Source organism: Coprococcus sp. AF16-22, from assembly GCF_003461545.1.
GTDB classification, from domain to species: Bacteria; Bacillota; Clostridia; order Lachnospirales; family Lachnospiraceae; genus Coprococcus; species Coprococcus aceti.
In genome coordinates, this window is the sequence record NZ_QTXH01000003.1 from 26,209 (window position 1) to 46,529 (window position 20,321).

Sequence of the window (20,321 nt, forward strand, 5' to 3'; positions counted from 1 at the left end):
TTATAAGAAAGTAATAAAAATACAGACAGTCAATTGTTTTTTGAGGTCACTTCATTCACAATTGTGCTGTCTGTATTTTTATTTGAAAGTATCAGTTTTAAGCTGACTAATTCTACAGGTGAAGGACTCTGTCCTTGATCTCCTGTGTACGTCCCTGATTCCAGAACTGGGTTCCGATATAACCGCAGGTACGTCTTGCAACGAAGAGAGTGTTTTGGTCGCGGTTGCCGCAGTTAGGGCACTCCCACACCAACTTGCCATAATCGTCTGTCACGATCTTGATCTCGCCGTCATAGCCACATTTCTCACAGTAGTCGCTCTTGGTGTTGAGCTCTGCATAGAGAATGTTGTCGTATATGAACTTCATGACTTCAAGGACTGCGTCTATGTTATTCTGGAGGTTTGGAACCTCAACATAGCTGATGGCGCCGCCCGGTGACAGCTTCTGGAATTCTGACTCAAACTTCAGCTTGCTGAAGGCGTCTATGTGTTCGGTTACATGTACGTGATAGCTGTTGGTTATGTAATTCTTGTCTGTTACGCCCGGGATGATGCCGAAACGCTTCTGCAGATTCTTGGCAAATTTATAAGTAGTGGACTCCATAGGTGTTCCGTATACGGAATAGCTGATATTCTCAGCAGCCTTCCACTCAGCACATTTGTCGTTGAGCTTCTGCATTACAGCGAGCGCAAATTTCTTGCCTTCCTCGGATGTATGTGTTTTGCCGATCATACGGACACACATTTCGCAGAGACCGGCATAGCCAAGGGAAATAGTTGAGTAGCCGCCGAAGAGCAGCTTGTCAATCTTCTCGCCTTTCTTAAGTCTTGCCAGCGCACCGTGCTGCCACAGTATAGGAGCGACATCTGATATGGTTCCAAGCAGTCTTTCATGTCTGCATCTGAGTGCCTTGTGACAAAGCTCAAGACGCTCGTCCAGGATCTTCCAGAATTTGTCCATGTCGCCGTATGATGAACATGCCACATCAACAAGATTGATGGTCACGACGCCCTGGTTAAAACGTCCGTAATATTTGCGGGATCCATCAGGATTCCTGATGCCGTCCTCCTTTGTAGGAAATGATCTGCAGCCCATGCATGGATATACGTCGCCGTCCTTCATCTCTCTCATGACTTTGGCGGAGATGTAGTCAGGAACCATACGTTTTGCGGTGCATTTGGCGGCAAGCTCGGTCAGATACCAGTATTTGGAATCTGTGGTGATGTTGTCCTCGTCCAGAACATATATGAGCTTAGGAAATGCCGGAGTGATCCAGATTCCCTTCTCGTTCTTAACTCCCTTGATCCTCTGATTCAGGACCTCCTCTATGATGAGCGCCAGGTCATCCCTTGTCTGTCCCTCAGGAACCTCATCCAGGTACATGAACATGGTGACAAATGGTGCCTGTCCGTTACATGTCATCAGGGTGATGAGCTGGTACTGTATAGTCTGTATTCCACTTTTGACCTCGTTCAGAAGTCTCTTCTCTGTTATCTTGTCGATAATGGCATCATCAAGGGATTCGCCACAGTCCTTGCGCTCCTCGATGACCTGTGCACGGAGCTTCTTCCTGCTCACATCCACAAATGGTGCCAGATGGGACAGGGTAAATGTCTGTCCGCCGTACTGGTTGCTGGCAACCTGTGCCACGATCTGCGTGGTGACGTTGCATGCCGTGAAGAAGCTGTGCGGCTTCTCGATCATGGTCTCACTTATCACTGTTCCGTTCTGCAACATATCCTCAAGGTTGATGAGGTCACAGTTGTGCTCCTTCTGAGCGTAGTAGTCAGAATCATGGAAATGTATGATTCCGGCCTCATGTGCCTCAACTATATCCTCAGGCAGAAGCATTCTCTTGGTCAGATCTTTGGATACCTCACCGGCCATGTAGTCACGCTGTGTCGAGTTGATCACCGGATTCTTGTTGGAGTTTTCCTGATTGACTTCCTCGTTCATATGGTCTATGAGCGCAAGGATTCCGTTGTCCGTGGTGTTGGACTTACGTGCGAGCTCTCTCTTGTAACGGTAACGCACATATTTCTGTGCAACCTCATATCCTCTCATCTCCATGATACCGGTCTCGACCATATCCTGAATGTCCTCCACGTGAACTGCGTGGGACATTGATTCTATCTGTTTCTCCAGGTTGTCCGCGATGGCGTGAACCTGATATTCGTTGAGCTGGTGGAGTTTGTCAACCTCATTGTTGGCAGCTTTGATGGCATTCTCGATCTTTGACAGGTCAAATGTCACCTCTTCTCCATTCCTTTTGATTACGTGTACGTGTGTTTTAGCTTCCTCTGACACAGCAATAGCCTCCCTCTTCCAATTCAATGGTAAATTTAATCGTAATATTCCAATCATTCAAGTTAACTGAAATCAGGCCAATCAGGTCTGGTTCGACGTAATATAGTAGATGCGGCTGCCTGTGCCGCATGGAATTATTTATAAAGAAAAAATATGTAAACACAATATATTTGGTGGAGATAATGTGAAACACCCACTAGATATTGTGCTCTGTTATTATAGCCATCACAAATAACATTGTAAAGATGAAAAATGTGCTTTTACACAATAAAAATCCCGTGAGGCGCATAAACCTTGACAAATTTTGAGAAAAAATTTTTGAGGGCTTCCAAAGCCTTGACAAGCAACCATAAAAAGTGATACACACTTATATGGATACAATTTCTAACAGGTATTAATACAAATATCAAGGAGATAAAAAAATGCAGGAATTAAAGCCAATCAAAGAAGGTAAGGTACGTGAGATTTATGACAATGGAGACAGCCTGATCATGGTAGCTACAGACCGTATAAGCTGCTTCGATGTCATCCTCGACAATGTAATTTCCAAGAAGGGAACAGTTCTGACACAGATGTCAAAGTTCTGGTTTGACATGACACAGGACATTCTTCCTAACCACATGATCTCAGTTGATGTAAAGGATATGCCTGAGTTCTTCCAGCAGGAGAAGTTCGACGGCAACAGCATGATGTGCAGAAAGCTTGAGATGCTTCCAATCGAGTGTATCGTTCGTGGATACATCACAGGAAGCGGCTGGGCAAGCTACAAGGAGAACGGCACAGTATGTGGAATCAAGCTCCCAGAGGGATTAAAGGAGTCTGATAAGCTTCCTGAGCCTATCTACACACCATCAACAAAGGCCGAGATTGGCGATCACGATGAGAATATATCATATGAGCAGAGCATTGCTCACCTTGAGAAGTACTTCCCTGGCAAGGGCGAGGAGTACGCTTCAAAGCTCAAGGAGTACACCATCACACTTTACAAGAAGTGTGCAGAGTACGCACTTACAAGAGGAATCATCATTGCAGATACAAAGTTTGAGTTTGGTCTCGATGAGAATGGCAATATCGTTCTCGGCGATGAGATGCTTACACCTGACAGCTCAAGATTCTGGCCAGCAGATGTATATGAGCCAGGTCATGGCCAGCCATCATTTGACAAGCAGTTCGCACGTGACTGGCTGAAGGCTAATCCTGACAAGGGCTGGAAGCTTCCTGATGATGTCGCACAGAAGACCATCGACATCTACCTTGAGGGCTATGAGAAGCTCACAGGCAAGCCACTTGGAAAGTAATCAGTACATTATAATATATAGATGCAGTGTTGAGTGATGGCGGATAAACCGTATGTCACTGGATGTCTGCATGGCAGAAAAAAGACTCCCGGCGCAATGATATGTCCGGGAGTCTTTTTTTAAAGCATTTTCGCCAAAAGATAAAAAACAAAAGTTATCTGACACCCGGCGGACAAGCCCTGAACTGGGAAATGACCGAAAATAGAGACTCATCAAGTTGTGAACTTCGTTGAAATAAATGTCTCCGGGTGGTAAAGTGTAAATGTTATGAAAAGGCAAAATCAAATGAGATTTTACAAGGAGGTAACAATGAAGAATATGCTGCGTGTGGCAGCCGTTACGCCGAAGGTTCACATCGGAAGTGTCAGCGGAAATGTCAGAGAGATAATGGACATATATGAAGAGTATAAGGATGCTGCGGATGTCATAGTGACGCCGGAGCTGTCTATCACGGGATATACCTGTGCGGATCTGTTTGAGAACAGAAAGCTCATAGATGGTGCGAGAAGAGGACTTCTTCAGCTTGCCATGGCTACATGTACTGGTCAGTCGGCACTGGTGGTCGGTCTGCCATTTGAGGTGGACGGAGAGCTGTTCAACTGTGCGGCGTTCCTGCAGGGCGGAAGAGTCGTGGCCATCGTGCCGAAGACTTACCTTCCAAACTACGGTGAGTTCTACGAGAAGAGATGGTTCTCAGCCAGAAAGTATGATGCGGTGATGGTCAATCTCATGGACCCGGAAGATGATGGAGATGAGCTTGAATACAATGCCGGTTCAAAGAAAGCCGGGGACAGGGCTGTTGGCAGTGAAGTGCTGTTTGGCAACAATGTGATGATAGAGATGGGCAGCGGAGACCAGAGAGTCAAGCTTGGCATAGAGATATGCGAGGACGCCTGGACTCCGGTTTCGCCGGGAAGACTTCTCGCCATGGCGGGAGCAGAGGTGATACTCAATCTTTCCGCGTCAAATGAGGTCATAGGAAAGGCTGCATATAGGCACAAGCTGATAGGAAGTGTGTCATCGGACTGCCTGTGCGGATATGTGTATGTGTCCGCTGGAATGTATGAGTCCACATCGGATCTGGTATTTTCAGGACACAATCTGATGTACGAGAACGGCAAACTCCTCGGCGAGGTAAAGCCATTTGAGGACGGAGTATTGATCAGGGATATAAGTCTTACCAAGATAAGACACGACAGGATAGCCAACAAGTCATTTGCCGACTGTAAGCGTGATTTCGCATTCAGAAAGTATGAGACGGTGGTGTGCGATACTCCGCTCATGGACAAAGGGAATGTGCTCATGAAGGTGAAGATGACACCATTTGTCCCATCGGGAAATAAGCTTGAGAGGTGCATGGCGATATTCAAGATGCAGGTTGCCGGACTTCAGAGAAGGATAGAGGCGACCCACTGCAAATGTGTGGTCGTGGGAGTGTCAGGTGGACTTGATTCCACACTGGCTCTGCTGGTTTCGGCACAGGCGGTGAAGAATGCGGGACTTCCATCCACAACTGTCGTGGGAATCACCATGCCGGGATTTGGAACGACAAACAGGACGAAGAACAACTCCACGGAACTCATGAGACTGCTCGGCTGTGACAGCAGAGAGATAAGCATAGCTGCATCGGTGAGACAGCATTTTGCCGATATTGGACAGGACGAGAGCGTGCATGACGTCACTTATGAGAACTGTCAGGCGAGGGAGAGAACACAGATACTCATGGATGTCGCCAACAAGGAGGGCGGATTCGTGGTTGGAACCGGAGATCTCTCGGAGCTGGCACTTGGCTGGTGCACCTACAACGGCGACCATATGAGCATGTATGCGGTGAATACAAGTATACCAAAGACGCTGGTGCGCTCACTTGTGAACGAAGTCGGACACTTCATGGAGGTTGACGGATTTGCGGGCATCGCGCCGATCATAGACGATATTATAGACACACCGGTCAGCCCGGAGCTGTTGCCACCGAACCCTGACGGAACCATCGCGCAGAAGACGGAGGACACCGTGGGATCATACATCCTGCACGATTTCTTCTTATATTATACATTGCGATATGGAATGTCACCTGAGGAGGTAAATGAGCTGTGCAAGGAGGCTGTAAGACAGAGTGACGAGTACAATTTCTCAGACAGCGAGATCGATAAATGGCAGAAGGTATTCTACACGAGATTCTTCCGCCAGCAGTTCAAGAGGAACTGTATGCCGGACGGTGTGAAAGTTGGAACCGTGTCGGTCAGCCCGAGAGGAGATCTGAGACTGCCGTCTGAGATAGAATTTGAGGATTTTTTGTAGACATTTGCCTGGGATAGTTATTAACGTGGCAGAATCATAATAGCATACCAATCAGGGGTCGCTCCCGCTTAACTCAGCCTGCAACGGTACTAAGGTGCCGCCTGTTGCGCCAACTAAGGACCGGCGGCATCGTATTCCCCTGATTTGGTAGTGCTATTATGATTCTGCCACAATATAGCATACAAAGACAAATGTCTACAAAAGTCGTGTATATATTTTATATGAATAATATAATTTAGGAGGACAAAGAAATGCCATTTATAGATTCAAAGGTTACAGTGAAGATGAGTGATGACCAGAAGGAGACTCTTAAGAGCAGTCTCGGTCAGGCGATAACAACGATGAACAAGACGGAGAGCTACCTTATGGTCGGCATCAACGATGGATACGACCTGTTCATGGGCGGAAAGAAACTTGATAAGGGTGCATATGTGGAAGTCAGCGTATTCGGTGATGTGACTCCTAAAGCGTGTGATGCCATGACAGGAAAGATCTGCGATATATTTGCAGATGTGCTTGGAATTCCGGGAAATGCGGTGTACGTGACTTACCACGGCGTACATGACTGGGGCTGGAACGGCGGTAATTTCTGATGTGGGAGATAGAAGTCCTTGACGCTCTCCAGAATATACATACCCCATGGCTTGACAAGATTATGGTGGCGATCACATCCCTTGGAAATGCGGGAATACTGTGGATAGTAATGGCGGCTGTGTTGCTGATCATTCCAAAGACGAGGAAGGCAGGGCTGTGCATGGCCATCGCACTTATCCTTGATCTTCTCATAACCAACTGCTTGTTAAAGAATCTGGTTGCCAGAACAAGACCGTATGATGTGGCGAATTTTACAGATCTGATAGTGAAGAAACCAAAGGATTATTCCTTCCCATCGGGACACACGGCGGCATCATTTGCAGCTGTCACGGCGTTGTTCATGAGCAGAGAGAAACTGCTGGGCGCAATATCCTGTGTGATAGCGATCCTCATAGCGTTCTCAAGAATGTATCTGTATGTGCATTTTCCGACAGATATCATTGGCGGAATAGTGGTAGGCGTGGCAGCTGGAGTGGCAGCAGGATTTATACTTAGAGCGATTGATAAATGATTTGGCGGATCGTTGGTTTGGAGGGATACGATTATGAGTGAATATACCATACTGCCGTTGATCAATGCAGCATTTCAGCCGGGTGAAGCGAAAAAGATGGTAGATAGTTTTGAAGACAGGGATTTTCAGGAGATAGCACGTGCTGAATACTATTATTTTACCGGGCAGGCGGAGGATTGCAATCATATAGCAGAACGTTATCTGATGAGCCATAATATAAAATTGAAGATGTCATCCTGCCTGTTATATGTATACTCTAATCTGACACTTGGCAGAGAAACTGCATCAAGAAAAGGACTGAGGGAGATTCAGGAATGTCTTGAAAAAGAGACGAAAAATCCTTCATCCGCTGAGGACAGGGCTGTCAGTGTATTTGCGGGATATATGTCCTCTGTGCTTTTGCATCTCCCGGTGGATAAACATCCAGATGTGGAGCTTTATGCAGTAACATTGCCGCCTGGAATTAAGCTGTTTTCTGCCTATGTAATAGCTCACATGGCATATTTAAAAGGCGAGTATGGCAGGGCACTTGGAATTTGCGAGGCAGCATTGATGTTCAGGGATGATGTATATCCTATTAGTATGATCTATCTGTATTGTATGATTGCAATGTGTCAGATGAATCTGAAAAATCAGCAGAAAGCAAAAGATGCATTGATGCTGGCGTGGAACGTGGCGAAAGAAGACGAATTTCTGGAACCTTTCGTTGAACATCATGGTTTGCTGCAGGGACTTCTGGAGTCATGTATCCGCAAGGAGGATTCAAAACTATATAACAAATTATCTGATAAAGTCATTGCCTTTAGCAGGGGATGGATGTCAATCCACAATCCTATGTCAGGAAATTCAGTGACGGATGCATTATCCACAGTGGAATTCTCGATTGCAATGCTGGCAAGCCGAGATTGGAATAATCAGGAAATTGCAGATTATCTGGGATTTTCACCCAATACGGTTAAAACTTATCTGAGCAGGATTTATGAAAAAATGAATATAAATAAGAGGGATGAGCTGAAAAATTATATGCTGAAATAGGAAAATATACATTTTCGTATCGAAACGGAGATTACATGGAAGAAGTCAAAATGATAAAATCTTTATATACAGAAATCACTAACCAAACTCAGATTTATTTTTAAGGGAGGAAACTATATGAAGAGAAGAATTTTGACTACCCTGCTCACTATGTGCATGGTGCTGATGCTGCTGCGGATACCGGCATATGCGGGCAGAGCCTATTGCGACATCTGTGGTAAATGGGTAAGTACAACCGGAACTTATGAATATAAAGACGCTGGATATCATTGGAATCATGTTTATTGCACAGAATGTGGCACTAATATCAGCAATCCGCGTTCTGCGCATGTGTGGAGCGGAACGGCAACCTGCACAAGCGGACAGACTTGTACGATCTGCGGAGGAACATCCACCCCTCCCGGACATGATTGGAACTCAAACTGGATTTCGGATGAAAACAATCATTGGCATGAGTGTAATGTCTGCGCAGAAAAGGGCGATGTTGGAATACATATTTGGGATAATGGCACTATAACTATTTCTCCAACCTGCACAACAGAGGGGGAGAGAAAGTATACTTGCATTGGATGCGGCAGAATAAAAACAGAGACGATCCAAGCTACGGGTCACGACCTCGTACATCACGATGCACAGGCGGCGACTTGTACCGCAAACGGTTGGGAAGCTTACGATACCTGCAGTAACTGTGATTACACCACCTATACGGAGATTCCGGCAGTAGGTCATAGTTATGGAGATGTAACATACACATGGAGCACAGACAATCAACACTGTACAGCAGAAAGAAAATGTACAGCATGTGATGGCGTAGAAAGTGAGACAGCAGATACAACAGCAACAGTAATACAGGAAAAGAACTGCGTATTGCCAGAATTAACTACATACAGTGTGACATTTGAAAATTCTGCTTTTGAATCTCAAACAAAGGAAAATGTACGGACAGCAGAAAACGCCGGTCACGATATGGAAAAAGTAGAAAAGCAAGCTGCTACTGCTGCAAAAGAAGGAAACAGCACATATTGGTTCTGTGATAAATGTAATAAGTATTTTAGTGATGAAGAAGCAGAAAATGAAATTAAAAAGGAAGACACAGTGCTTGCGAAACTTGCCCCTGTTATTATCAAGGGAGACGGAGCGACAGTAACAGCAGGTGCGAAGAATGCACTATCATTCACATCTGATGCTGCATACAGGGATTTTATTCGTGTTGAGGTTGACGGAAAGACCATAGATGAGAGTAATTATACGGTGGAATCTGGAAGTATAATCGTAACATTGAAAGAGGATTATGTTGCCGGTTTTTCGAAGGGTGAGCATACACTTGGCATTGTCTCTGAGAGCGGAACAGCGACAGCTCATTTTACAGTAAACGAGAAGACAACGGGGACACAGGAGCCTTCGGAAGACACAACCGGTACAACACAGGAGCCTTCGGAAGACACAACCAGTACAACACAGGAGCCTTCGAAAGATACAACCAATAAAACACAGGAGACAAGTACAACGGATAAAACAACACAATCATCTCCAAAAACTGGTGACAGTACAGACTTGCAGTTGTATGTGATTCTTATGTTTGTTTCAATAGTGGGGGTTGCAGGAATTTGTGTTAAGAAAAGGTTCAAGACCCATTGATGGCTTTGAATGAAATGGCTGTTAGAGCGGAAATTAAATATTAGATCTCTATAAAATGAGGCATATGGACTAAAAAGATGTTCATATGCCTTATTTTAATATGTCTTTAAATACACAGAAATTTCACAAATAACTCCCCTGGATATGCTATTGACATTAAAAAATATAAGTATTACTATTTATGCAACTTGCGTCAAATCACACATAGCTGACGATCAGATATCGCATGTCATAAATCAAGATTCTGATTTTGTGCATCTGAGGATTCTGTCAGCATTTCAATTCGAAACAAGGAGGAAATAGAATGATCAAAACATTGCTTGGTCAGGTGGGCGAGTACAAGAAGGACTCGATACTTACACCTGTTTTTACGGCGGCAGAGGTCTTTATGGAGATCCTCATTCCATTTGTGACCGCCAAGATAATTGATGATGGAATCAACGGACAGGACATGAGCAAGGTGTATATGTATGGCGGACTCATGCTTGTACTGGCTTTCCTAAGCCTTTTCTTTGGAGTGATGGCGGGCAAATTCGCTGCCAGCGCATCAACAGGATTCGCGTGTAACCTGAGGGAGGGCATGTACAGGAATGTGCAGGAGTTTTCATTTACCAACATTGACAAGTTCAGCACCGCCAGTCTTATAACACGTATGACGACGGATGTGACAAATGTACAGAACGCGTACCAGATGCTCATACGAATCGCAGTCCGTGCGCCACTCATGCTCATTTGCAGTATGATAATGTGCTTTACAATCAACGTGGAGCTGTCACTTGTATTTGTGGCAGCACTTGTGGTTCTTGCATTTGGTCTGTTCTACATCATATTCAAGGTGACACCTATATTTGACGAGGTGTTCAGAAACTATGACAACCTGAATGCCAGCGTTCAGGAAAATGTATCAGCGATAAGAGTTGTAAAGGCATTTGTCAGGGAAGAATATGAGGATAAGAAGTTTGGGAAGGCAGCAGAGGTTCTTGCGGAACTGTCCATAAAGGCTGAGAGTCTGCTGGCTTTCAACAATCCTATCATGATGTTTGTCATCTTTACATGTATGATGCTCCTGTCGTGGATCGGAGCACACTTCATAGTCAGTGGTAGCATGACAACTGGAAATCTTACATCACTTTTCAGCTATGTCATGAGCATGATGATGTCGCTGATGATGCTGTCCATGGTATTTGTCATGATCTCCATGAGTATGGCAAGTATGAGACGAATATCTGAGGTCCTTGAGGAGACACCTACCATGACCAATCCTGATGAGCCGATCATGGAGGTCCCTGATGGAAGAATAGATTTTAACCATGTTGATTTTGTATATAAGGCAGGAAGTGCAGAGGACACGCTGAAGGATATTGACATTCACATAAAGTCTGGAGAGACAGTTGGTGTGATAGGTGGAACCGGCTGCGGTAAGTCGACATTTGTCAATCTGATAAGCAGACTTTACGATGTGAAACCGGACGGTGGTTCGGTCTGTGTCGGAGGACATGACGTGCGTGATTACGATATGGAGGTCATCCGAAATGAAGTGGCGGTTGTGCTCCAGAAGAATGTGCTGTTTTCGGGTACGATACTTGATAATCTGAGATGGGGCAAGGCGGATGCCACGGAGAATGAGTGCCGTGAGGTGTGCGAGCTTGCCTGTGCGGATGAGTTCATAGACAGGATGCCGGATGGATATAACACCTGGATCGAGCAGGGCGGAAGCAATGTGTCTGGTGGTCAGAAGCAGAGACTCTGTATTGCCAGAGCGCTGCTCAAGAGCCCGAAGGTACTCATTCTCGATGATTCCACAAGCGCAGTTGACACCGCTACGGATGCGAAGATCAGGCAGGCATTTGCAACCAAGATACCGAACACCACCAAGATCATCATATCCCAGAGAATATCAAGTGTGCAGGATGCTGACAGGATCATAGTTCTGGATAACGGAATGGTCAGCGGCTTCGACACACATGAGAATCTGTTAAAGAACAACACGATATATAAGGAGATCTACGACGTACAGATGTCTGGCGGCGGTGATTTCGATGAGAAGATGAATTAATTATGAAGGAAAGGAGGCAGTGTAATGACAGGAAATACAGAGAAATACAGTGAAAATAAGATGGATGATAAAGTGGATGCAGGGCTGAAGAGACCTGGAAAGGATCAGGGCAAAAATCCCATGAAGGCACTTGGAAGGCTGATCAGATATATTCTTAAGGAATACAAGCTGGCATGTATTACGGTTGTGGTCAGCATACTTATATCGGCGCTTGCGATACTGAGTATATCGATGTTCATGCAGAAACTTATCGATGTATATATTGAACCGATGATGAAACAGAGCTCACCTGATTATGGTCCCCTGGCCCACAGGATGCTGGGGCTTGGACTTATACTTGTGCTGGGAATCATCTGCGCATACGCATACAACAGGATCATGGTAAATGTGACTCAGGGAACCATGAAGAGACTCAGAGTTGAACTTTTTGAACGTATGGAATCCCTTCCGATATCTTTCTTTGACACACATGCACACGGAGATATCATGTCGGTGTACACCAATGATGTTGACACACTCCGTCAGGTCATAAGCCAGAGTATGCCGCAGCTTATCAACTCAAGCATCACATTTATCTCAACACTCATTGCTATGATAGTCCTTGATATACCGCTCACGGTTCTGTCGGTCGTCATGGTGCTTATCATGATAAAGGCGACGTCGAGCTTGGGCGCGAAGTCGGGAAGATACTTCATGAAGCAGCAGCAGGATCTTGGTAAGGTAAATGGCTATATAGAGGAAATGATGAGCGGCCAGAAGGTTGTCAAGGTGTTCTGCCACGAAGAAAAGGCATATGACGATTTCTGCAAATTGAATAGATCTCTTCAGGACAGCGCCTACAAGGCAAATATGATAGCCAACATTACCATGCCGGTGAATGCGAACCTTGGAAACATAAGCTATGTTCTCTGCGCTGTACTTGGAGGTGTACTTGCAGTAAATGGATGGTCAGGTCTTACCATAGGAACGCTTGTGGCATTCCTGACGCTTAACAAGAGTTTTACGATGCCGGTTACACAGATAAGCCAGCAGATCAACGCCATAGTCATGGCTGCAGCCGGAGCCGACAGGGTATTTACCATGACGGATGAGAAGCCAGAGGAGGACGAGGGCTATGTTGAGCTGGTAAATGCAAAGAAGGATGCAGATGGCAATCTCACGGAGACCGAGGAGAGAACCGGACTCTGGGCATGGAGACATAGGCATGAGACTGGCGAGGTCACATACAGGGAGCTCACAGGCGAGGTTGAATTTGAGAATGTGGACTTCGGTTACAATCCGGATAAGATAGTTCTGCACGACATAAATATGTATGCAAAGCCTGGTCAGAAGATAGCATTTGTCGGAAGTACAGGCGCGGGCAAGACGACCATAACCAATCTGATAAACAGGTTTTATGATATACAGGACGGCAAGATAAGGTACGACAATATCAACATAGGCAAGATCAGAAAGCCGGATCTCAGACGAAGTCTTGGTATAGTTCTTCAGGATACACATCTGTTCACAGGAACAGTCATGGATAACATAAGATACGGCAAGCTGGATGCCACGGATGAGGAGTGCATCAAGGCTGCAAAGCTTGCAAATGCTCACGATTTCATAAAGCGACTTCCTGACGGCTACAACACGGTGCTCACCGGGGACGGTTCAAACCTCAGTCAGGGACAGAGACAGCTTCTTGCGATTGCGAGGGCGGCGGTTGCAGATCCACCAGCACTGATCCTGGACGAGGCTACATCATCCATTGATACGAGAACCGAGGCTATGGTTTCAAAGGGAATGGATGCCCTCATGGAGGGTAGAACGTCATTTGTCATAGCTCACCGACTTTCCACGGTCAAGGACGCGGACTGCATCATGGTCATGGAGCAGGGACGCATCATAGAGCGAGGCACCCACGATCAGCTCATTGACATGAAGGGCAGATATTATCAGCTGTACACAGGCAAGAAGGCCGTGGCTGGGCAGGCGTAAGCCGAATTGTTTACAAAAAACAGAAAATTACTTGCAATTTAAAAATATTTGTGCTACCATAGGGGCAATTAATGGTAGTCGCAGTTAAGCTCAACGAGATGAAAGTTTCGTTGGGCTTTTTATTTTCATAAGGAGGGGCCCGCGTAAGCGGGAGGAATCCTTGAGAAGCACGCATGCGCCTGCGCGAAGCGCTTTTGAATGCGCATGCTCAATATTATTTTCGTAAGGAGGAAATTATTATGCCACAAAACAAATTACAGGAATTCGTATTCACAACGATCATGGCCATGTTCATGGTCTATGGAATGATCTGCTACAATGTAGCATTAAGCACAGGAGGTTTCACCAATCAGACATTTGTCATGGCACTTCATGAGATGCCGATCATGTGGCCGATAGCTATTGTGCTTGAGCTTTTCGTGGTTGGAAAGCTTGCACCAATGCTTGCGTTCAAGATTGTGAGACCGGCTGACAGACCACAGGTGATAACCTTCATGATATCATTCTACATCTGCATAATGATGTGTCCAACCATGAGCCTTATAGCAACTGTTTTGTTCAAGGATTCACCAAGTGTTGGTACATTTATCCAGACATGGGGAATGAATCTCCCTGTTGCACTGCTCTGGCAGCTCTGCTATTGCGGACCACTTGTGAGATTGATATTTAGAACTATATTTAAGAGACAGCTTGCGGGTTCTGGCTGTGTAGAGCCATCCAAAGAACCTCAGCCAGAGTCATAATTCTCCGTTTTGGAGAGTTTTGCCTAAAGTATAGACAAAGGCTGGGCGAGGTGTTACAATCCGTTCAAAGCATAGGTTTCAAGTCGAAGGTTTCTATGAGTCCGAACGTAAGAAACGGACCATTCCAACGTATCTATAATTTGCGAATTTCTCATGCTTTTATATCACATTTTTCATAAGAGCAGGAATAATATTCTGGCTGATTTTTTGAAGAAGAATAAGGCGGAGATTTTGCGTATGAATATATTTGAATATGATCAGGAAAAGCATATGAGGCAGACATATGAAGAAACGAGGGGCTGTGTATGAGTGAGGAATACATAACGCTGGATGGATTGTGTCAGCAGCTTTCAATATCGAGGGCAACGGGGCGGAACTGGCTCAGACTTGGGAAAATTGAATCACAGGGCATAGATCCGGCCGGTCAGATGTATTTCACAGAGGAGTACGTAAGTAATCTGAAACAGTCACTGGAAACTGGTGAACGAAGGTCGCTCAGAAGCCGGCGGAATAAGCGGTATGTGTCCGGCAAAGGATTGTATGACAGATATGTGTCAGACATTTGCGAGAGTACAGACACAGTAAAAAGTCTGGTGGATAAGCTGGAGAGGCAGAATATATGTGTGACTGAGATGGTCATGAGAACTCTGCTGGCGGATTGTGCACTCAAGCTGCTGGTAAGCAGTGGTGAGATTACTGTTGACAGAGAAATATTCCCTGCATATATAGATGGAAGCTTGACAATTGGTGTATGGAGTGCGCTGATCGATGATATAATTCAGGACAAAAAAGCAGCATTATCATGGGCAAATAATAACAAAAATCTTATGGACACCAATTACTATTATCAAAAGGGGGAGGACGTACTTGGACTTCTCTATATGTCTATAAGAGATGCAGGCAGCCGGAAGGCGGCTGGTTCATATTATACGCCGACAAAGGTAGTAAGAACGCTGATAAGTGATGTGACCGGTGATATGGGAAGCAGAATATCTGAGGGCGGTAAGCGATTATTCGATCCATGTTGCGGAACCGGTAATTTCCTTATACAGCTTCCGGATGATATAGAACTAAATAATATATATGCGTGCGATATAGATGAACTCAGTGTACAGCTTGCGAGGTTCAATCTGGCACTTGGGAGATTGTCCGGAAGAAGACATGTCAATGTGGACGAAGCGATCCGGACAATATATGAGCACATAGAGCGCAGAGACTTCATTTCAGAATACAGGAATGATTCAGAATGTGGTGGGGATGATAAGAAGCTCTTGGCTGATCCGGGATATGACATCATCATCGGTAACCCGCCGTGGGGATATACATTTGACAGGGAGACACGGACATTACTCAGGAAAGCATACAGAACTGCAGCCGGAAGGGGCGTGGAGTCGTCTGATGTGTTCGTGGAGTGTGCGCTGAAGCTGTTGACAGATGAAGGAGTTCTTGCATTTGTGCTGCCGGAGGCATTGTTAGATGTACATAATCATAAGACGATCAGGGAGATCATAGCCGAATCGGCAAATGTGAGCCGGGTGAGTTTCCTTGGCGATGCATTCTATGGTGTGCAATGTCCATCGTTGGTGCTGCAGCTTGAAAAGAGTTTTGATCCTGGACATAGCAAAGGTGCGGTGATCGAGAGAGACGGCAGAGAGTTTGTTGTAGGAACGGACAGGCCGCTTGGCAGTGAGAATTTTATGCTTAGGCTCACTGATGATGAGTACAGGCTGCTTTGCAGAATAGAAAATACAGATAACTGTGAATTCCTGCGTGGACAGGCAGATTTTGCACTGGGAATAGTGACCGGGGATAATGCGAAATATGTGTCCACAGAATGCGGAGAGGGAATGGAGGCAGTGATAACCGGAGCAGATGTATACAGATACAGATGCGGAAAAACGGAAAAATATATGTATCCGGAACTTACCCTGTATCAGCAGGCGGCGCCGCTGGAGCTTTACCGGGCTCCGGAGAAACTGATCTACAGGTTTATCAACAGACAGCTTGTATTTGCATATGACGACAGGCAGAGGCTTACGTTGAACAGTTGCAATGTGGTCATTCCACATATACCGGGACTTGATATGAGATATATCATGGCGATACTCAATTCAAGGGTGGCGCAGTGCATATATGAGAAGCGGTACAACGCAGTGAAGGTTCTGAGATCCCATATAGAGAATATTCCTGTTCCAGTCGCAGACGAGGAGACACAGAGACGCATAATCTCAAAGGCAGAAGAGCTTATGGCAGAAGAACTTATCACAGAAAGTTCTGTGAATTCAGAAATGCAGACGTATAAGACAGGTAAAGACCATTTGCAGCGATACAGATTGTATGAAGAGATAGATGACATTGTTAGGAAGCTGTACTCAGTTACCGATGAAGAGTACGAGTTCATAAAGCAGTCTTTATCCGGTGACAAATATATGTTATAAAAATAATATACTTTAATTGATCAGGAAGAGGAAGAGACTATGAATAATATACTGCTTATAAACGATATGGCTGGTTATGGCAAGGTTGCACTGTCAGCGATGATACCGATAATGTCCAACATGAAATTCCAAGTGTACAACCTTCCGACGGCACTCGTGTCAAATACACTGGACTACGGGAAGTTCGATATACTTGAGACGACCGGATATATGAAGAACAGCATGAGAGTGTGGGGTGAGCTTGGATTTACATTTGACACCATAGCAACCGGATTTCTTGTATCGGAGGAACAGACCAGGCTTGTGGCTGAGTTCTGTGAGAAGAAGAAAGACCAGGGTGCGTTTATATTTGTCGATCCGATCATGGGCGATGACGGAATCCTGTACAACGGTGTTACGGAGAATACGGTTGGCTATATGAGACAGATGTGCAAAGTGGCGGATCTCATAGTGCCAAACTGCACAGAAGCAGCATTTCTTGCCAGCAAATACACTGACAAGAGGATACTGACCATGGCGGAGGCCGAAGATCTGGCACATACGCTTCACGGATATGGGGCAAAGACCGTAGTTATTACCAGCGTGAATATAGATGGACAGACAAGCACTCTCCTGTTGGATGGCGAGACAGACAAAATGAACGTGTTCCCATATACAGAGATTCCTGTGAGATTTCCGGGAACCGGTGATATATTCTCTGCTGTGCTTATCGGAAAGTACAGAGGCGGACACAGCATAGAAGACAGTGTGCAGTCAGCCATGAAAGTGGTGGAGAAGCTTATAGCCTTGAACAAGGACAATGTTGACAAGTACAAGGGAATCCCTCTTGAACAGTACATAGAGGTGATAACGGAATGAGCAGACCGCAGATCAAGATAACACTCATAGACCGCAAAGGCCCTCACGGCTGCCACAGGGGGCATAAGATAGGTGACAGCTACGATTTTGATACTGAGCGAGGGCAGCTCTGTCCCATGGCCATGCATGTGGCATTTCCATATGTGGATATTCTTAGATATGGTGGAACCATCCCGGGAAATGAGCCGGGAACTGCAGTGTTCTGTTGTCCTGATGTGGACACGATCAATGTGTTCAGGATAGAGGTTGTCCAGCCTGAGCAGGATAAGAATTGACAAATAAACGGCAAAGAGACAGCTAAAGAAGCGGTGTATCGGAAGAAAAAAACTCCCTTATATAATATAATACATGGTAAGTAAGACAGATGTATTTATCAAGTATGGGAGGTGGCACATATGGCAGGATGCAGAGCGCATTACAATATATATGCATGGATAATTGCTGTGGTTATGTGCGTCTCATATCTTGGAGTTTGTGGGCTTTACAACGTGAATGTCAGGAATTACTCCGCCCACTCAATATCATCACTGGGTGAGAGCCGGGGAATAGATGCCGGTAACAACGATGTTCTCATGGTGGACAGCTCTGCGGGAATCGCGATCCAGACAAGGAATATCCGCACGGGAAATTCGGAAGAATCCATAGACGACACATGGATGCTGTCGGCAGTCCTTGTGGCATTGCTCTTAAGTCTGATATTCTGTGTATGTGCATCTGCAGGCAGATGTCCTGAGGTGACGAACAGCCGCAGGTGGATACTCCTGGAATATATACACAGGTCAGACGGGAAGAAACGCACCTTCATTGGGAATTAAATGTAATAGAGATTACCAGTGAAGGAGAGATAATTATGGCAATGGATATATTGGCTTATACATTTGGGGTTATAGCACTTGTAGCGGCAATCAAATGCTTTGTGGACGAAAACTGGGGTGAGAAGATGCACCGTGAATCAGAGGATATCACGGCTCCAGATGCAAAAGACATGACTCAGGATAAGAAGGCAGCTTAGATGATAAGCAGTTTAACCAGACAATAAAATAGAGAGAGAATTATTGATCCCACAGATATTATTATGGATATCTGTGGGATCATTTTTATTTTTCCATCCGGTTAAGCTCCGGTATTACGGTTAACAGCATTGTGAAAAAGCATGCGCTTCCTCCGAGTATATTTGATATAGGTTCAGCCATGAATACGCCATTTGTTCCGAGATGGAAAGCATACGGCAGCAGGTATGTAAGAGGGACTACGATGATCGCCTTTCTGAGCAGAGAGAAGAAAATCGCCTGCTTTTTCTTGTTCAGCGATTTGAAAGTAGTCTGGCCGATATACTGAAGCAGCATAAATGCAAATGCAGCGAAATATATTTTGAGAGCCGGGATGGAGTCACTTATAAGTGAACTGTCTGAGCTGAATACAGATATAAGTGCTCCCGGAGCAATCAGGATGATTCCCCATGCTATGACCATATATATCACTGCAAGCAGAGACATGATGGCTATGGATTTTTTGACATGATCGGGCTTTCTGGCTCCATAATTGTAGCTGATGACTGGGGAAGCACCTTCGGCTATTGACCAGATAGGAGTTTCGACGATCTGTCTGACGCTTGACACGATGGTCATGACTGACACATAGACATCGCCTCCGGTACGTGACAGGACACTGTTACAGCATATTGATACAAGGCTGTTTGTGAGCTGCATCACAAATCCAGCGGTTCCCAGACTGACAATATCCTTTGCATATGTCACACACTCCCTGAATTGTCCCAATGAAAGCAACTTTACCTGCAATTCGGCTTTGTTCTTCAGAAAGTAGAGGACAAAAGCGGCAGACATGATCTGCGATATCACGGTGGCTATGGCCGCACCTCTGACGCCGAGATGTAGGACAAATATAAATACGGGATCGAGAATACAGTTGGCGGCAGCACCGACGGCCACTGTCAGCATACCTGTTACAGAATATCCCTGTGCATTGATGAATGGGTTCATGCCTGTTGATACCATGGATGGCAGAGTGCCAAGCAGATATATCATCATATATGGGTACGCATATGTGAGTGCGCTTTCCGATGCTCCGAACAGGACCAACAGCGGTCTTGCAAATATCATACCGACAGCCATGAGAATAATGGCAGCACCACATAACATAGTGAAGGCTGTATTCATTATGGTATCTGCGGTTTTATCATCCCCCATCCCTCTTCTGATTGAGAACAGAGGGGAACCGCCACTGCCAAACAGATTGCTGAAGGCAGTGATTATGATGGTGATCGGGAAACAGAGACCGACTCCGCCGAGAGCAGCGGTGCCCACATCAGGTATTCTTGCTATGTAGATCCGGTCGATCACGTTGTACAGAAGACTTATGAGCTGAGCCACTAGCATAGGCATGGCCACACCGAGTATATTTTGAGTTATCTTTCCATTTTCAAAGTTTACTCTTTTCATAGATTTCATTCCTTACAAAATGTATTGAATAGTTTACTTTCATATAATAGAACTGCAGTTAAAAATAATCAATAGACGTATATGGGGGTGTGTTATAGATATGAA

General features: G+C 45.4%; 16 protein-coding genes. 14 read left to right on the forward strand and 2 right to left on the reverse strand.

Annotated features, from left to right (window positions below; all coding sequences use genetic code 11):
• Window positions 1-112: 112 nt before the first annotated feature.
• The gene (gene nrdD, locus DWW60_RS04465) at window positions 113-2,308 is read right to left on the reverse strand and encodes an anaerobic ribonucleoside-triphosphate reductase (RefSeq protein ID WP_022216859.1); all 2,196 of its coding nucleotides are present in this window, start codon (window positions 2,306-2,308) and stop codon (window positions 113-115) included.
• A 422-nt stretch (window positions 2,309-2,730) separates the two neighbouring features.
• On the opposite strand from nrdD, the gene DWW60_RS04470 reads away from it, so the two are divergent.
• The 14 genes from DWW60_RS04470 to DWW60_RS13490 all read left to right on the forward strand — a co-directional run bounded on the left by DWW60_RS04470 (window position 2,731) and on the right by DWW60_RS13490 (window position 18,769).
• The gene (locus tag DWW60_RS04470) at window positions 2,731-3,606 is read left to right on the forward strand and encodes a phosphoribosylaminoimidazolesuccinocarboxamide synthase (protein WP_015533595.1); all 876 of its coding nucleotides are present in this window, start codon (window positions 2,731-2,733) and stop codon (window positions 3,604-3,606) included.
• A gap of 309 nt (window positions 3,607-3,915) precedes the next feature.
• Window positions 3,916-5,907 (forward strand): NAD(+) synthase, encoded by a 1,992-nt coding sequence (locus DWW60_RS04475; RefSeq protein ID WP_022216858.1) that lies wholly within the window; start codon window positions 3,916-3,918, stop codon window positions 5,905-5,907.
• A gap of 251 nt (window positions 5,908-6,158) precedes the next feature.
• Window positions 6,159-6,500, forward strand: coding sequence for a phenylpyruvate tautomerase MIF-related protein (locus tag DWW60_RS04480; protein ID WP_015533597.1), 342 nt, complete (start codon window positions 6,159-6,161; stop codon window positions 6,498-6,500).
• Window positions 6,500-7,012 (forward strand): phosphatase PAP2 family protein, encoded by a 513-nt coding sequence (locus tag DWW60_RS04485; RefSeq protein ID WP_199414445.1) that lies wholly within the window; start codon window positions 6,500-6,502, stop codon window positions 7,010-7,012. Before DWW60_RS04480 ends, DWW60_RS04485 begins: the two co-directional genes overlap by 1 nt.
• Before the next feature lie 33 nt (window positions 7,013-7,045).
• Window positions 7,046-8,047, forward strand: a complete 1,002-nt coding sequence (locus tag DWW60_RS04490; RefSeq protein ID WP_117874473.1) for a helix-turn-helix transcriptional regulator — start codon at window positions 7,046-7,048, stop codon at window positions 8,045-8,047.
• A 117-nt stretch (window positions 8,048-8,164) separates the two neighbouring features.
• On the forward strand, window positions 8,165-9,685 hold the full coding sequence (locus tag DWW60_RS04495; RefSeq protein ID WP_117874474.1) for a hemoblobin-interacting domain-containing protein: 1,521 nt from the start codon (window positions 8,165-8,167) through the stop codon (window positions 9,683-9,685).
• A 304-nt stretch (window positions 9,686-9,989) separates the two neighbouring features.
• Entirely contained in the window at window positions 9,990-11,741 is a 1,752-nt protein-coding gene (locus tag DWW60_RS04500; protein WP_117874475.1) for an ABC transporter ATP-binding protein, read from the forward strand.
• Window positions 11,742-11,801: 60 nt separating this feature from the next.
• Entirely contained in the window at window positions 11,802-13,718 is a 1,917-nt protein-coding gene (locus DWW60_RS04505; RefSeq protein ID WP_199414449.1) for an ABC transporter ATP-binding protein, read from the forward strand.
• Window positions 13,719-13,957: 239 nt separating this feature from the next.
• Window positions 13,958-14,461: a DUF2798 domain-containing protein gene (locus DWW60_RS04510; RefSeq protein ID WP_117874477.1), complete on the forward strand. Its 504-nt coding sequence runs from the start codon at window positions 13,958-13,960 to the stop codon at window positions 14,459-14,461.
• A 305-nt stretch (window positions 14,462-14,766) separates the two neighbouring features.
• Window positions 14,767-16,899: a TaqI-like C-terminal specificity domain-containing protein gene (locus tag DWW60_RS04515; RefSeq protein ID WP_117874478.1), complete on the forward strand. Its 2,133-nt coding sequence runs from the start codon at window positions 14,767-14,769 to the stop codon at window positions 16,897-16,899.
• A gap of 39 nt (window positions 16,900-16,938) precedes the next feature.
• A complete protein-coding gene (locus DWW60_RS04520) occupies window positions 16,939-17,757 on the forward strand; it encodes a pyridoxamine kinase (protein ID WP_015533605.1) in 819 nt (272 codons plus the stop codon).
• Complete coding sequence (locus DWW60_RS04525; RefSeq protein WP_022216852.1) at window positions 17,754-18,032, forward strand: TIGR04076 family protein; 279 nt, start codon at window positions 17,754-17,756, stop codon at window positions 18,030-18,032. Before DWW60_RS04520 ends, DWW60_RS04525 begins: the two co-directional genes overlap by 4 nt.
• Before the next feature lie 120 nt (window positions 18,033-18,152).
• Window positions 18,153-18,572: a hypothetical protein gene (locus tag DWW60_RS04530; protein WP_117874479.1), complete on the forward strand. Its 420-nt coding sequence runs from the start codon at window positions 18,153-18,155 to the stop codon at window positions 18,570-18,572.
• 35 nt (window positions 18,573-18,607) lie between these two features.
• Window positions 18,608-18,769 carry a hypothetical protein gene (locus tag DWW60_RS13490; protein ID WP_022216273.1) on the forward strand — a complete coding sequence of 54 codons (162 nt, stop codon included), beginning with the start codon at window positions 18,608-18,610 and terminating at the stop codon, window positions 18,767-18,769.
• A gap of 85 nt (window positions 18,770-18,854) precedes the next feature.
• Here DWW60_RS13490 and DWW60_RS04535 read toward each other — a convergent pair whose 3' ends face one another.
• A complete protein-coding gene (locus DWW60_RS04535) occupies window positions 18,855-20,216 on the reverse strand; it encodes an MATE family efflux transporter (RefSeq protein WP_055273226.1) in 1,362 nt (453 codons plus the stop codon).
• Between the last annotated feature and the right edge of the window lie 105 nt (window positions 20,217-20,321).

Coding starts and splice junctions, on each gene's coding strand:
- DWW60_RS04470 (WP_015533595.1), top strand. CDS start 2,731: ATGCAGGAATTAAAGCCAATCAAAGAAGGTAAGGTACGTGAGATTTAT.
- DWW60_RS04475 (WP_022216858.1), top strand. CDS start 3,916: ATGAAGAATATGCTGCGTGTGGCAGCCGTTACGCCGAAGGTTCACATC.
- DWW60_RS04480 (WP_015533597.1), top strand. CDS start 6,159: ATGCCATTTATAGATTCAAAGGTTACAGTGAAGATGAGTGATGACCAG.
- DWW60_RS04485 (WP_199414445.1), top strand. CDS start 6,500: ATGTGGGAGATAGAAGTCCTTGACGCTCTCCAGAATATACATACCCCA.
- DWW60_RS04490 (WP_117874473.1), top strand. CDS start 7,046: ATGAGTGAATATACCATACTGCCGTTGATCAATGCAGCATTTCAGCCG.
- DWW60_RS04495 (WP_117874474.1), top strand. CDS start 8,165: ATGAAGAGAAGAATTTTGACTACCCTGCTCACTATGTGCATGGTGCTG.
- DWW60_RS04500 (WP_117874475.1), top strand. CDS start 9,990: ATGATCAAAACATTGCTTGGTCAGGTGGGCGAGTACAAGAAGGACTCG.
- DWW60_RS04505 (WP_199414449.1), top strand. CDS start 11,802: ATGGATGATAAAGTGGATGCAGGGCTGAAGAGACCTGGAAAGGATCAG.
- DWW60_RS04510 (WP_117874477.1), top strand. CDS start 13,958: ATGCCACAAAACAAATTACAGGAATTCGTATTCACAACGATCATGGCC.
- DWW60_RS04515 (WP_117874478.1), top strand. CDS start 14,767: ATGAGTGAGGAATACATAACGCTGGATGGATTGTGTCAGCAGCTTTCA.
- DWW60_RS04520 (WP_015533605.1), top strand. CDS start 16,939: ATGAATAATATACTGCTTATAAACGATATGGCTGGTTATGGCAAGGTT.
- DWW60_RS04525 (WP_022216852.1), top strand. CDS start 17,754: ATGAGCAGACCGCAGATCAAGATAACACTCATAGACCGCAAAGGCCCT.
- DWW60_RS04530 (WP_117874479.1), top strand. CDS start 18,153: ATGGCAGGATGCAGAGCGCATTACAATATATATGCATGGATAATTGCT.
- DWW60_RS13490 (WP_022216273.1), top strand. CDS start 18,608: ATGGCAATGGATATATTGGCTTATACATTTGGGGTTATAGCACTTGTA.
- DWW60_RS04535 (WP_055273226.1), bottom strand. CDS start 20,216: ATGAAAAGAGTAAACTTTGAAAATGGAAAGATAACTCAAAATATACTC.